General features: G+C 65.0%; 11 protein-coding genes. 4 read left to right on the top strand and 7 right to left on the bottom strand.

What is annotated here, in order from left to right; all coding sequences use genetic code 11:
* Positions 1-115: 115 nt before the first annotated feature.
* The 7 genes from AC3WLM_RS13320 to AC3WLM_RS13290 are packed head-to-tail and all read right to left on the bottom strand — an operon-like array spanning position 116 to position 6,483.
* Positions 116-379, bottom strand: coding sequence for a hypothetical protein (locus tag AC3WLM_RS13320; RefSeq protein ID WP_492477601.1), 264 nt, complete (start codon positions 377-379; stop codon positions 116-118).
* 10 nt (positions 380-389) lie between these two features.
* Complete coding sequence (locus AC3WLM_RS13315; RefSeq protein WP_082734774.1) at positions 390-884, bottom strand: TspO/MBR family protein; 495 nt, start codon at positions 882-884, stop codon at positions 390-392.
* The gene (locus AC3WLM_RS13310) at positions 881-2,080 is read right to left on the bottom strand and encodes a geranylgeranyl diphosphate reductase (protein ID WP_492477600.1); all 1,200 of its coding nucleotides are present in this window, start codon (positions 2,078-2,080) and stop codon (positions 881-883) included. The genes AC3WLM_RS13315 and AC3WLM_RS13310 overlap by 4 nt, the downstream gene beginning before the upstream one ends.
* Positions 2,077-3,390, bottom strand: coding sequence for a BCD family MFS transporter (locus tag AC3WLM_RS13305; protein WP_492477599.1), 1,314 nt, complete (start codon positions 3,388-3,390; stop codon positions 2,077-2,079). Before AC3WLM_RS13305 ends, AC3WLM_RS13310 begins: the two co-directional genes overlap by 4 nt.
* Positions 3,390-4,292 (bottom strand): chlorophyll synthase ChlG, encoded by a 903-nt coding sequence (gene chlG / locus AC3WLM_RS13300; protein ID WP_492477598.1) that lies wholly within the window; start codon positions 4,290-4,292, stop codon positions 3,390-3,392. Before chlG ends, AC3WLM_RS13305 begins: the two co-directional genes overlap by 1 nt.
* 49 nt (positions 4,293-4,341) lie before the next feature.
* Positions 4,342-5,763 (bottom strand): transcriptional regulator PpsR, encoded by a 1,422-nt coding sequence (gene ppsR, locus AC3WLM_RS13295; protein ID WP_492477597.1) that lies wholly within the window; start codon positions 5,761-5,763, stop codon positions 4,342-4,344.
* Positions 5,764-5,775: 12 nt separating this feature from the next.
* On the bottom strand, positions 5,776-6,483 hold the full coding sequence (locus AC3WLM_RS13290) for a cobalamin B12-binding domain-containing protein (RefSeq protein ID WP_169745738.1): 708 nt from the start codon (positions 6,481-6,483) through the stop codon (positions 5,776-5,778).
* 429 nt (positions 6,484-6,912) lie between these two features.
* Between AC3WLM_RS13290 and bchF the strand changes: the two genes are divergently transcribed.
* From bchF to AC3WLM_RS13270, 4 genes are read left to right on the top strand one after another with little or no spacing between them, the layout of a single operon-like run.
* Positions 6,913-7,440 carry a 2-vinyl bacteriochlorophyllide hydratase gene (bchF, locus tag AC3WLM_RS13285; RefSeq protein WP_492477596.1) on the top strand — a complete coding sequence of 176 codons (528 nt, stop codon included), beginning with the start codon at positions 6,913-6,915 and terminating at the stop codon, positions 7,438-7,440.
* Positions 7,437-8,717 carry a ferredoxin:protochlorophyllide reductase (ATP-dependent) subunit N gene (locus AC3WLM_RS13280; protein ID WP_492477595.1) on the top strand — a complete coding sequence of 427 codons (1,281 nt, stop codon included), beginning with the start codon at positions 7,437-7,439 and terminating at the stop codon, positions 8,715-8,717. Before bchF ends, AC3WLM_RS13280 begins: the two co-directional genes overlap by 4 nt.
* Before the next feature lie 3 nt (positions 8,718-8,720).
* The gene (gene bchB / locus AC3WLM_RS13275; RefSeq protein ID WP_492477594.1) at positions 8,721-10,289 is read left to right on the top strand and encodes a ferredoxin:protochlorophyllide reductase (ATP-dependent) subunit B; all 1,569 of its coding nucleotides are present in this window, start codon (positions 8,721-8,723) and stop codon (positions 10,287-10,289) included.
* The gene (locus tag AC3WLM_RS13270) at positions 10,279-13,899 is read left to right on the top strand and encodes a magnesium chelatase subunit H (protein WP_492477593.1); all 3,621 of its coding nucleotides are present in this window, start codon (positions 10,279-10,281) and stop codon (positions 13,897-13,899) included. Before bchB ends, AC3WLM_RS13270 begins: the two co-directional genes overlap by 11 nt.
* The last annotated feature ends 3 nt before the right edge of the window (positions 13,900-13,902 follow it).

The raw sequence follows: 13,902 nt of genomic DNA, 5'->3' as shown, positions 1-13,902 counted from the left end.
TGAAGGGTCCGCTGGAGCACTCCGGCGGACCTTTTTTTGGGTTTCCAACTCTCGGGGGCAGAGGGGCAACTCCCCCCTAACTCACCCCCAACTCTTGCAGACGGACGTGCGACTGTCAGAGGCTGCGGCGACGGCGCATGACGTCGGCGATGTGCACCGGGAAGGACAGCGCGATCGGGGCCGAAATCCACGGCCAGTCCGCTCCGACCAATGCGGCGCGAAGTCCAACAACGATCAGCGCTGCGGGAAGCAGCATGGTGAGGAGATCCCCAACGCTCCAACCGCGCCAACGCAGCCAGAGCGCTTCGAGCAGGAGTGCGGCGAGGACAATGTCGGCGGCGTGGCCCGAGGCGAAGAGCGCTTCCATGGTGCCGGGCAATGACCTTCCCTTAACCGAACGGTGCGTTGAGGCGGACGATTTCCCAGTTGAGCGCGCCGGCAACAGTGACCCAGGCGATGTAGGGTAACAGCAGCACCGCCGATAGGCGCGAGATGCGGCCGCAATACACGATCAGCGTGGCGATCGAGAGCCACAGCAGGCAGAGCTCCCAGAACGCCCAGTCAGGGCGCTGCATCCGGAAGAAGAGCAGGCTCCACAAGATATTGAGGAAGCCGTTCAGCGCGAACAGGCCGATCACCGTGTCCGACGTGCGGGAGCTGCGTGCCGCGCGCCATGCTGCGACTCCGGCGATGGCGCACAGGGCGAAGATCGTGGTCCATGCGATCGGGAAGACCGGGCGCGGCGGGGTGAATCCGGGTTTGATCAGCGAGTCATACCAGGGCCCGAGATCGGTGATCGTCCCGCCGACCATTGCCGTGGCGAAGGCGGCCAGCGAGGCGATGCCGATGGGAATGCCGGCAGGCATGAGCGAGGCGGGCTTCATCCGACTGCAGGCCTCAACCCGAGCAAGTGCGCGCAATCCTTGAGGAATATCCGCACGTGCGCCATCGGTTTGGCGCGCACGAGCTTCTTGTTCATGTAGGCCTGCCAGGTCAGTTGCTGCACGTCCTTGTCCGCACACATCTCGACGAAGCGTTCGCGCCGCTTGTCGCTGGAGTACCAGAAGTACTGCATGATCCCGAGAATCCAGAACACGCGGCCATGTTCGCGCAGGAACGCCTTGCGCGCCCGCTTCAGCAGCGCAGGATTGCCGCTGGCAAGGAAAGCGTCGCCGGTTTGCGCGGCGATCCGGCCGCAGACCATGGCATAGTAGATGCCCTCGCCCGAGGCAGGGGCAACGACGCCGGCAGCGTCCCCTGCGACCAGCACATCGCGGCCATTGTCCCAGCGCTTCAACGGCTTGAGCGGGATCGGGGCGCCTTCGCAGCGGATCGTCTCGCAACCTTCAAGGCCGAGTTCATCGCGCATCTGCTTGACCGAACCGCGCAGCGAAAAGCCCTTGTTAGCGCTGCCGACGCCGATGCTCGACGTTTCGCCATGGGGGAAAACCCACGCGTAGAAATCGGGCGAGAGCTTGCCCTGATAGAGCACGTCGCAACGCGAGGCATCGAACCCTTGTTCGGTACTTTCAGGCGAGCGCACGACTTCGTGATACGCGAAGACGCACGGGTTACGTGTCGCACCAGGAATGTTTTCGCGCGCTACGCCCGAGCGCGCGCCGTCAGCACCGATGACAAGGCGGGTGCGGACTTTCCGGACTTCGCCGCCGCGCGCTTCGTGATAGCAGACGATCGCGCCGGGCTTGCCGTCACGCTCGATCCGATCGTACGTGCCGACGCGGCGGTCGGCCCCGGCCTTGGCGGCACGGGCCCGCAGCCATTCGTCAAAGTGATCGCGATCGACCATGCCGACATAGCCGATCTCGCCCACCGGCATGTCCACTGCCCGGTTCGATGGCGCGACCATCCGCGCCGATCGGGCGCGCGCCACGAGCAGCGATTGCGGCACTTCGAATTCCTCGAGCAGACGCGGCGGCACTGCGCCGCCGCAGGGCTTGATCCGCCCTGCCCGGTCAAGAAGCAGGACCTTCCGGCCCATGCGTGCCAGATCCCAGGCGGCCGTGGCGCCCGACGGTCCACCGCCAATGACGACGACATCGTATTCAAGACTATCGGTCATGCCCCTGCCGCCCCGAGTTGGGCGGGGATGTCCCGCCGGTGAGTTACCCGCATCGCGAGGATTGCCGAGACGAGGAACAGGCTCGCCTCGAATGCGAAGATGAGCTGGAAAGACTCGGCCACCTGCCCCGTCGCGCCGCGCACGAAATCGACGCCCAAAGCCCCGGTCAATCCGCCGAGGCCGAATGCGATGGCCTGCGCCGTGCCCCAAACGCCCATGCGCACGCCTTCGCGGGTGCGCTTGCCCGCCCCGGCCAGCCCCATCATCGAGCCGATGGCAGAGACGGCGAAGGCACCGTTGAAGAAGCCAAGCGCGGCAGTGTTCGCCGCCAGTGGCCAGCTCGGCCCCGCCTGGGCCGCCATGGCAAGCCCTGCCAGCGCAACAGCCGAGCCGATACAGCCAAGCATGGTCCAGATGCGCAGTTCGATGGGCATGCGCCCGACGAAGGCACTGCCGCCAAGGCCCGTCACGATCATGCCGACGAGAACCCCGCCGTGCTGGACGCCGGAAAGGCTGGTCGACTGGCCGGGCGACATCTGGAACACGAGCCCGGCAAAGGGTTCGAGGATCAGGTCCTGCATCGAATAGGCGAGCATCGAGACGAAGATGAACATGGTGAAGCGACGCGACTGCGGATCGCCGAGGATTTCGGCAAAGGCTTCACGCAAGGACGCAGGGGGCTGACGGCTTTCCGCTGAAAGGGCGCCGGTGGCCTTGGCCTCCAGCCCGATCATGGCGATGCAGGTGAGCGTGATCGCCGCAGCTACGACGCACCCTGCGACCATGAACAGGCGCTGTTCGGTGAACGGATCAAGCAAGGCTCCGGCAGTGCCGGCGGAAATGACGATGCCGAAGACCATCATGATCCAGGTCGTGGCAGCGGCGGCGGCACGGCGTTCGGGAGCGACACCGCTGGCGAGAATGGCAAGCATCGAGGTTCCCGCCGCACCAACACCGGCACCGATCAAGGTGAAGGCGACCGTGGCGAGGCCAATCCCAAGCATCCGCGCATCATCAAGCATCGTGGTTGCCTGCACCGCGAGCAGCGCACCAGTTCCGAGAATTGCCATGCCGCCGATGACCCAAGGCGTGCGCCGGCGGCCGAGATCGGAGCCGTGGCCCCATAGCGGGCGCGATAGCTGCACCATGTAATGCCATGCCACGAGACCTGCAGGCACGCCTGCCGCTAGGCCGTATTCCAGCACCATCAGGCGATTGAGCAGGGAAGTGGCGATCATCACCATCGCCCCGATCGAGGCCTGCACGGCCCCCAGCCGGACAATCGAAAACCAGCCGAAACTGCGGTTCATCAGACATACCCTCCAAGGCCGAGTGCCGAGGCGAGCATGCCAAGCACGTAGAGTGAAACGCCGGTGGCATTGTACCAGGGGGCATGGCGCGCAGGCGCCGACACCAGCCTTGGCATGAGCGCGAGCTGCGCGGCGAGCAGGACTGCGACCACCCCTGCGGAGATGTGGTGTCCCCACATGACCATCAGCGCAACGACGATCGCTTGCGGGATGGCCATGACGGCACTGGCCAGCAAGGCGGCTGGCCTTTCGCCGAGCACCACCGGAAGCGAGCGCAGGCCGGTCGCCCGGTCACCCTCCACGGCCTTGAAATCGTTGAGTGTCATGATGCCGTGGGCACCGATGCTGTAAAGCACAAGGATCACGAGAACGTGAACCGGTGGCAAGGATCCAGCCATCACGGCGGCGCCGGTAAACCAGCTCAAGCCTTCGTACGTGAGGCCGACGACGGCCGGGCCGATCCAGCCGCTGGCCTTCAAGCGGAAGGGCGGCGCGCTGTAGGCCCAGGCGCAGACGAGGCCGAACACGGTGGCGATCAGCACCCAGTGGCCGGAGAAGGCAGCGACCGCCAGCGACAGGACCGTCCAGCCGATGGCGATATAAAGGCCCCAGCGCCCGCCGATGCGGCCCGAGGGGATTGGCCGATCAGGCTCGTTGATCGCGTCAACGTGGCGATCGAACCAGTCGTTCACGGCTTGGCTGGTGCCGCAGACCAGTGGGCCGGCCAGAAGGATGCCGGCGATGAGGAAGGTCCAGCGGCTGAGGGGGGAGACGCCCGAAGAAACCACGCCGCACATCAGGGCCCACATCGGCGGGAACCAGGTGATCGGCTTGAGGAGTTCCAAGACGTCACGAGCCGCCGGAGGCGGCGTCAATCCAGTAGAGACTGCAGATTGCGCCATGGGCAAAGACTATGCCCATGCACCCCAAGCGTCAAATCAAATTGACACTCTATTCGTCAAGTGAATCTACCAGATTGCCAAGGCCATAGCGGTGGAGCTTCGAATAGAGGCTCTGCCGGCTGAGGCCGAGGATTTCCGCGGCCGATGCGCGGTTGTTCGACGTGTATTCGAGCGCTGCCTCTATGCAGAGACGCTCGATCAGGTCGGTGGATTCGCGCACGATATCGCGCAGCGACATGCGCCCGACGAGATCGGTAAGTTGTTCGACCGAACGCGGGGCGTCTGCGGTAACGGGAAGATCGCGCAGGCGCCGCCCGATCGGGCGAATCACGAAACCGTAGTGAGTCTGGTCGTCGCCGGTCTTGACGGCGGAGAGTTCGACCGGCTCGCCATCGAAGCCATCGCGTGCACCGACCACCGTGCTGACATTGCGGGCAATGTCGTGCTTGGCAAGCTGGCCGTCGATCAGATCGAGATCGATGCCTGGGCGCCCGACGAAATCCGCCAGCGGTCGCCCGCGCAGCTGATCGACGGTGGCGGCAGAGACAAGTTCGACAAAGGCCGGATTGGCGGCCTGGATGAGCATGCGGGCGTCTGTCAGCACGAAGGCATCCGGCATGGCCTCGATCACGCGCATCACCTCGCCCGACGCGGGTTCGGCGGCGCTGGCAGCGCCCGACAGGCGGATGAGCAGGAACTGCCCGCCGCGTTCGCGAAAGCCGCTGGCCGAAAGCATCACGGCATCGGCGCTGTTATTGGGCTGCACCTCGATCGGGAGGACGCCCGGGGAAACGAGAGTCGAACCCAGAAAAGCGATCAGATGCTCGCGCGCGGGGCGGGAGAACAGCGCGGTAAGCTTGGCTCCCTGCAGCGTGCCGTTGCGGGCCTGGAACAGCTGGTGCGCGGCGCGGTTGGCCTCGCGAATGCGGAAGGCTTCGGCATCGACGATCAGCACCGGGTCGGCCGACTGGTCGAACAACATGCGGTAGCGCGCTTCGAGCTGGCGCAGGCGCAGATAATCGCGCTCAAGCGATTGCTGCGCCTGGAGGACACGCTGCTGCAAGGCCGCGGCATCGCGCATGTCCCGACCGATGGCGATGGCGTTCGTGCTTTCACCGAGGCGAACCACCACGAAACGCAGCGGCACTTCGCCTTCAGTCGTGATATGGTTGACCTGGCGCCAGTGCTGGGTCACGCCCTTGCGCGCATTGGCCAGCATTTCCATGACCTTGGCACGGCTTTCCACCGACACCGTATCGAGCCATTCGCGGCCGATCCACTGCTGCGCATCCGGAAATTCGCGCGGGTTTGCCGTCACGTCGACGATCCGCCCAGCTTCATCGAGGACCAATGCAAGATCGCCCGCGACCATCGCCAGGGTAGCTGCAGCGTCCGGCCCGAGCACCTCGAAATGGGTGCGGGCACTGGCGAAGGGCAGCTTCCCTTCGATGGAGTTATTGCGGGAAGGCATCAGTCGAGCCGGCTATCCGAGGGGAAATTCGGTGCGGACTGATCCGGCGCGTTTCCTGGCAACCAGCTTTTCGGCGAGGACAAGAGCCGATCGTGCATCGGGAGCGGTGCCATCGGCGCCCACTTCATCGACGATACCCGGATTGGCATTGACCATTCGTCCACCAATAAAGACCTGAACCCCGGGCGTCCGCGAGACGCTGCGAATGGAACAAATTAGGTCACTGAGATTCGCGTTAGTGCAATCGCAACTGACGGTCAACCCTATGACATCAAAGTGTCTTTCGGCGATAATCTGCAGCAATTCCTTACGCTTGGGTTCGATCAGCGCCTCGGTTTGCCAGCCGGCCCGGGCGAAGACTTCCTCGATCATCAATGTCCCGAGTGCATGCCTGTCACCGGGCATCGGGGAAAATAATGCGCTGCGGGCGCGATCCCCATCGGAGTCGTCGGCCGGAAAACGCAAGGCGACCTGTCGCATGACTTCCTGCAGCCGCCACAAGCCCATCGTCACATCGAGAAAATCGCACTCGTCCTCTTCCCAATGCTGGCCAAGCCGACGCGCGGAAGGGGCGAGCAGATCGACGAAGATCGATTCAATCGCGATGCCCCGCGCGATGAAGCCTTCGACGACCTCGAGCAACTCCTCGGCATCAAGATCAAGCGGCAGCGAGGCGAAGCTGGCGGCGTCGGCCGGATCGACCGAAAGCGTGCCGGTCACGCGCCCACGTTGCACGCCGGAAGAATGAGCAAGCAGGAGACGGGGAATGATCTGCTCCTCGATCAGGCTGTTGACCGACGCCGGGCCTCTGGCCGGCGAGGAACTGTGCCCATCCGTGTGGGTCGAACCTGGTCGCAGGCCCGGAGCACGCCTGCGACGTGCCCGCCTTGCTGCATTGGCGTTGGCCTCAGTCCCGTAAACAGTCGCCATGGCAGACCCCTCCGGCCTGTGGGCGATGATACGCCCGCCGGACTGTCGGATCGATAGTTCGACTCTGACCGGAGCCAACACTCTACGCCTGTAAAGTGTTGCTGACAAACCCGGATATGTCATTTTTATTTGTCGTCAAGACAGATTGACACTTGGACAAGGCGAGGCGTAGTCTCCGGTTCTCGAAGGCCTTGTGCCTCAGCCCGCGAAAGGGGCCGGATGAGAGGGGACACGATCAGATTTAGAGCCGCAGGCCAAGGACTTGGCCCGCAGGCTGCGCGCCCGACGCTTTACACTGCGGAGGAACGCAAGAAGCGCGACTCCACGCGGTGGACGCTGGTGCAGGGCCTTCTCGCCCCCTTCCAGTTCCTGGTGTTTCTGGTCAGTTTGGCACTAGTTCTACGTAGTCTTGCGTGGGGCGAAGGGGCCATGGCTGCCGACGTCTCGGTCGTGGTCAAGACGTTTACGCTCTATGCGATCATGGTGACCGGATCGATCTGGGAAAAGGTCGTCTTCGGCAAGTGGCTGTTCGCCCGCGCGTTCTTCTGGGAAGACGTGTTCTCGATGCTTGTGATCGCGCTGCACACCGCGTACCTGGTGATGCTGCTGGGCCATTACGGCAGCTTCGAGCAGCGCATGCAGATCGCGCTGGCGGGCTATGCCGCCTATGTCATCAACGCTGGACAGTTCCTGCTGAAGCTGCGCGCGGCGCGGCTTGAAACCGGCCAAGCGGAGGCTGCAGCATGAGCGGCGAAAGCGTTCTGGGATGCGCTCCGGCAGCACAGCCGCAAGTCCTGCGCGAACGCGGGCAGCGCGAGGTGTTCTGCGGGCTGACAGGTATCATCTGGATGCATCGCAAGATGCAGGATGCGTTCTTCCTCGTGGTCGGATCACGGACCTGCGCGCACCTGCTGCAGAGCGCGGCAGGGGTGATGATCTTTGCCGAGCCGCGCTTTGCCACCGCGATCATCGAGGAGCGCGATCTGGCCGGGATGGCCGATTGCCAGGACGAGCTTGACCGCATCGTCGACAAGCTGCTGACCCGGCGGCCTGAAATCCGCACGCTGTTCCTGGTGGGATCGTGCCCATCGGAAGTGATCAAGCTGGACCTGGGCAAGGCAGCGCAGCGGCTTGATGCGAAGTTTGCCGGCTCCACCCGCATCCTCAACTATTCGGGCAGCGGGATCGAGACGACCTTTACCGAAGGCGAGGACGCCTGCCTGACGGCGCTGGTGCCTGAAATGCCCTCAGCCGACGCAGACGAGGCGGCCAACCTGCTCGTCGTTGGCGCCCTTCCCGACATCGTCGAGGACCAGTTCAAGCGGCTGTTCGACGAACTCGGCATCGGGCCAGTGCACTTCCTGCCCGCCAAGCGCATGGCCGAACTGCCGAAGGTGGGGCCGAACACGGTGTTCCTGCTGGCACAGCCGTTCCTGACCGAGACGACCGGCGCGCTGCAGCGTCGCGGAGCAAAGCGGCTCGACGCGCTGTTTCCGTTCGGCGCCGAAGGCACGACCGACTGGCTGCGTGCGGCGGCAGAAGCGTTCGGGATCGACCGGATGCACTTCAACCGCGTTGTGGCTCCGGGCCGCGAACGGGCCAAGCGCGCAATCGCCCATCGGCGCGAGCAGCTTGAGGGAAAGCGCATCACGTTCCTGCCGGATTCGCAGCTGGAGCTGCCGCTGGCGCGCTTCCTTCACACAGAGCTTGGCATGATGCCGGTGGAAGTGGGCACGCCCTACCTCAACCGCGAGCTGAATGCGCGCGAACTGGCACTGCTGCCTGCCTCGACCCGGCTGAGCGAAGGGCAGGATGTCGACCTGCAGCTTGACCGCGTGCGGCTCGACCGCCCGGACCTTACTGTCTGCGGCCTGGGCCTTGCCAATCCGCTGGAGGCCGAAGGGCTTTCGACCAAGTGGGCGATCGAACTGGTGTTCTCGCCCATCCACGGCTTCGAGCAGGCGGGTGACCTCGCCGAGCTCTTCGCGCGGCCTCTGCGCCGTCGCGACATCCTGAGGGTATAGACGATGCAGCTGGCGGTCTGGACATACGAGGGTCCGCCACACGTGGGGGCGATGCGTGTCGCAACAGCGATGCAGGATCTGCATTACGTGCTGCATGCCCCGCAGGGCGACACTTACGCCGACCTGCTGTTCACGATGATCGAACGGCGCGGCAAGCGCCCGCCGGTGACCTACACCACCTTCCAGGCGCGAGACCTGGGCAAGGACACCGCGAGCATCTTCCAGAATGCCGCGCGCGATGCCTATGAACGGTTTGCACCCAAGGCGCTGCTGGTCGGCGCATCGTGCACCGCCGAACTGATCCAGGACGATCCGGCGGGCCTTGCCGAGGCGCTGGAGCTGCCCTGCCCGGTGATCCCGCTGGAGCTGCCGAGCTTTCAGCGCAAGGAGAACTGGGGCGCGGCCGAGACGTTCTACCGCGTCGTACGGCAGCTAGTGGATCGGGACGTGCGTCCCTCCCCGCGCGAAGGTCGGCGTCCGCTGGTCAACCTGCTCGGCCCTTGCGCACTGGGCTTCCGCCATCGTGATGATGTGCTCGAAGTGCGCAAGTTGCTGTGGAACCTCGGTATCGACGTGAACTGCGTCGCCCCGCTGGATGCTGCGCCTGACGACATCCGCACGCTGGGCCGGGCCGATTTCAACATCGTGATGTATCCCGAAGTTGGCGGGGAAGCGGCGCGTTGGCTGGATCAGGCGCTGCACCAGCCGGCGATCCGCACCGTGCCGATCGGGGTGGGCGCGACCCGGGATTTCATTGCGGAAGTCGCTGCGCTGGCCGGCGTCGACGCAACGGAGGCCTTGGCCGACCCGCAATCGCGCATGCCGTGGTGGAGCCGTTCGGTCGACTCGACGTACCTGACCGGCAAGCGCGTCTTCATCTTCGGCGATGCCACGCACGCGATTGCCGCGGCGCGGATCGCGCATGAGGAACTGGGCTTCGAGATCTGCGGCCTGGGCTGCTACAACCGCGAGTTTGCGCGCGAAATGCGCGCTGCGGCAGCGCATTATGGCATCGAACCGCTGATCACCGACGACCATCTCGAAGTGGAGGACGCGATCCTCAATGCCTCGCCCGAACTGGTCTTGGGCACGCAGATGGAGCGTCATATCGCCAAGCGCTTCGGCATCCCGTGTGCGGTAATCTCCTCGCCGGTGCATGTGCAGGACTTCCCTGCGCGGCACAGCCCGCAGATGGGCTTCGAAGGCGCCAACGTGATCTTCGATACCTGGGTCCATCCGCTGGTTATGGGGCTGGAGGAACACCTGCTGACGATGTTCCGCGACGACTTCGAGTTCTCGGACGAGGCAGGGCCGTCGCACTTGAATGGCGCGGCTCCGGCGGCACGGCCACAGGCGGAACCAGCGATGCCCTCAACCCGGGGCGAAGTTGCCGAATTGCCGGCCGCGACCACCATCGCGTGGACCGCCGAGGCCGAGCAGGAACTCAAGAAAGTCCCGTTCTTCGTGCGCGGAAAGGTTCGCCGCAACACCGAGGCCTTTGCGCTTTCGCAAGGGCGCGGCGCGGTCGATCTGGCCACGCTCTATGATGCGAAGGCCCACTATGCCCGGTAGCCGCGCCCCTCAGGTCCGTGTCGCGATCGTCACGCTGGACAACCACCTCAAGGCTGGCGTCGAACGCGCCGATGCGCGACTGCGGCAGGACAATGTCAGCGTTACGCTGCATGCGGCGACCGATTGGGACCGGCCCGGCAGCAAGGCGCTGGAGGCGACCAAATCAGCAATTGCACTGGCCGACATCGTGATCGTGACGATGCTGTTCCTTGACGATCACATCCGCGCGATTCTGCCGACGCTGGAAGCGCGGCGTGAAGATTGCGACGCGATGGTCTGCCTGATGTCTTCGGGCGACGTGGTGCGGCTGACGCGGATGGGCGCTTACCGTATGGACGCACCTGCCAAGGGGCCGCTCGCCATGCTGAAGAAGCTGCGTGGATCGGGCAAACCGGGCGCGAATTCCGGCGCGGGCCAGATGCGGATGCTGCGCCGCCTGCCGAAGATACTGCGCTTCATTCCCGGCACCGCGCAGGACGTGCGCGCATATTTCCTGACGTTGCAATACTGGCTGGCCGGATCGGACGACAACGTGGTGTCGATGGTCCGTGCGCTGATCGACCGTTATGCCGCGGGCGAGCGTCTGACCCGGCGGGGCATGACCAGGGCCGAAGCGCCGCGCGACTATCCCGAAGTGGGCGTCTATCACCCGCGCACCGAGCAGAAGTTTTCGGACAGCCTGCGCTTGTTGCCAACCCGGCAGGGCGCGAATGGCACGGTCGGCCTGCTGCTGCTGCGCTCCTACCTGATCTCGAAGGACGCCGGGCATTACGACGGCATGATCGTTGCACTGGAAGCGGCAGGTCTTCGCGTGATCCCTGGCTTTGCCAACGGGCTGGATTCGCGCCCCGTCATCGAGAAGTTCTTCCTGAAGGACGGCGAGCCGGTGGTCGATGCGGTGATCTCGCTGACCGGATTCTCGCTGGTCGGCGGGCCCGCCTACAACGACGCAAAGGCGGCGGAAGAGATCCTCGGCCGCCTGAACGTGCCCTACATCGCGGCGCATCCGCTGGAGTTCCAGACGCTGGAGCAGTGGGGCGCATCGCGGCAGGGGCTGCTGGCGCTGGAATCGACCATCATGGTGGCGATCCCGGAACTCGACGGCGCAACGATGCCGACGGTGTTCGGCGGGCGTTCGGACGGTGCGGGCAAGGCTTGCGCAGGATGCGCCAAGGCGTGCGTTTTCGAGAGCACCGGGCCGGTCAACGCTATGCGTGCCTGCCCTGAACGGGTCGAAGCGCTGGCGGCGAAGGTCGTGAAGATCGTGGCACTGCGCAAGGCTGAGCGAGCAAGGCGCAAGGTGGCGATCACCATCTTCAACTTCCCCCCCAATTCTGGGGCGACCGGGTCTGCAGCATTCCTTGCGGTGTTTGAATCGCTGCATGAGACGCTGAAGCGGATGGCGCGCGAGGGCTATCAGGTCGAAGTGCCCGAAAGCGTCGACGCGCTGCGCGATGCAATCCTGAAGGGCAATGCCGAGCGGTTCGGCGCCGACGCCAACGTTTACACCCGCATCGATGCCGACGAGCACGTGCGGCGAGAGCCCTACCTCGCCGAGATCGAGGCGCAGTGGGGCCCGGCACCGGGCAAGATCCAGAGCGATGGCTCGCACGTCCACGTCCTCGGCGCGCGGTTCGGCAACGTGTTCGTGGGCGTACAGCCGGGGTTCGGCTACGAGGGCGATCCGATGCGCCTGCTGTTCGACGGCGACTTTGCCCCGACGCACGCGTTTTCGGCCTATTACCGCTGGATCCGGGAGGACTTCGGCGCCGATGCCGTGCTGCATTTCGGCACGCATGGCGCGCTGGAATACATGCCGGGCAAGCAGGTGGGCCTGACCGGCAAGTGCTGGCCGGAGCGTCTCTTGGGCGATCTGCCCAACTTCTACCTCTTTGCCGCCAACAACCCTTCCGAAGGCGTGCTGGCCAAGCGGCGTTCGGGCGCGACCATGCTGAGCTACCTGACACCGCCGCTGGCGCGGGCCGGGCTCTATCGCGGCTTTGCCGATCTCAAGGCGAGCATCGAGCGCTGGCGCATGACAACGGACGAGGCGGAGCGCCGGGCGCTGGAAGAGCTGATCTGGGACGAGTGCGCCGCGCTCGACGTGACGGCTGAGAGCGTGCCGGAACTGAGCGCCAATCTCTATGAACTGGAGTGCACGCTGATCCCGCATGGGCTGCATATTCTGGGCGAGGCCCCTGCCGGTGCGGAGCGCGCGGAACTTGTTGAAGCACTGATGGAAGGGGGCGAGAGTTCGGCCGAAGCGATCGAGGCGGCGCTGGATTCCTGCGACGAACTTGGCGCGCTGATGCACGCGCTGGATGGCGGATACGTCCGCCCTGCCCCCGGCGGCGATCTGCTGGCCAATCCCGAAGTGCTGCCGACTGGGCGCAATCTCCACGGCTTCGACCCGTTCCGCCTGCCCACGCGCTTTGCCTGCGAACAGGGCAAGCTGCAGGCGAACCGGTTGCTGGCGCGCCACGCCGCGAACGGAGAGGCCGCTCCGGAAAGCCTTGCCATGGTGCTGTGGGGCACGGACAACATGAAGAGCGAAGGCGCGCAGATCGCGCAGGTACTCTCGCTGATGGGCGCGCGGCCGCGGATGGACAGCTATGGCCGCCTTGCCGGGGCCGAACTGATCCCGCTGGAGGAACTGGGCCGCCCGCGCATCGACGTGGTGGTGACGCTTTCGGGCATCTTCCGCGACCTGCTGCCGCTGCAGACGCGGATGCTGGCCGAAGCCGCACTGCTTGCTGCGAATGCAGACGAGCCGCTCGAGATGAATTACGTGCGCAAGCACAGCCTTGCCCATCAGGCCGAACATCAATGCGACATGGAAACCGCCGCACTGCGCGTGTTCTCCAATGCCGAGGGTGCCTATGGCGCGAACGTCAACCAGCTGATCGAAGGGGGCGTATGGGCCGATCCCGACGAGCTGGCCAACGCCTTCGAGACGCGCAAGGGCTATGCCTATGGCGTCAAGGGCACGCCGGTGGCGCAGCGCGACCTTCTGCGCAGCGCGCTGAAGGACGTGGATTTCGTCTACCAGAACCTTGAGAGCGTCGAAGTCGGGATTACCGATCTTGACCAGTACGTCGACAGCCTAGGTGGGGTGAGCCGGTCGATCGCGCGGGCCAAGGGGGCAGAAGCGCCCGTCTATATCCTCGACGCCACGGTGGGCGAAGCCAAGGTGCGCACGCTGGCCGAACAGATCGATCTGGAAACACGCACGCGCACACTGAATCCAAAGTGGTTCGAAGGGATGCTCAAGCATGGCTTCGAAGGGGTGCGCAACATCGAGCAGCACGTGACCAACACCGTGGGCTGGTCGGCCACGACGGGCCAGGTGGCGCCGTGGGTGTACCAGCAGATCAGCGAGACTTTCGTGCTCGACCCGGCGATGCGCGAGCGGCTTTCGCAGCTTAACCCGACCAGTTCAGCGCGGGTGGCAAACCGCCTGCTCGAAGCCTGCGAACGGCGCCTGTGGGAACCCGACGACGATACGCTCGAAGCGCTGCGCATGGCCAGCGACGAGCTCGAGGACAGGCTGGAAGGCGTGTTCACGGGGCATGCCCCTTCCACCATCACTTCCGCAATTGCGGCGGAATAGGAG

It is taken from the genome of Novosphingobium sp. FW305-C-30-35 (assembly GCF_058783135.1).
Note: the sequence above shows the minus strand (reverse complement) of the source record. Positions and strands in the feature narration are given on the sequence as shown.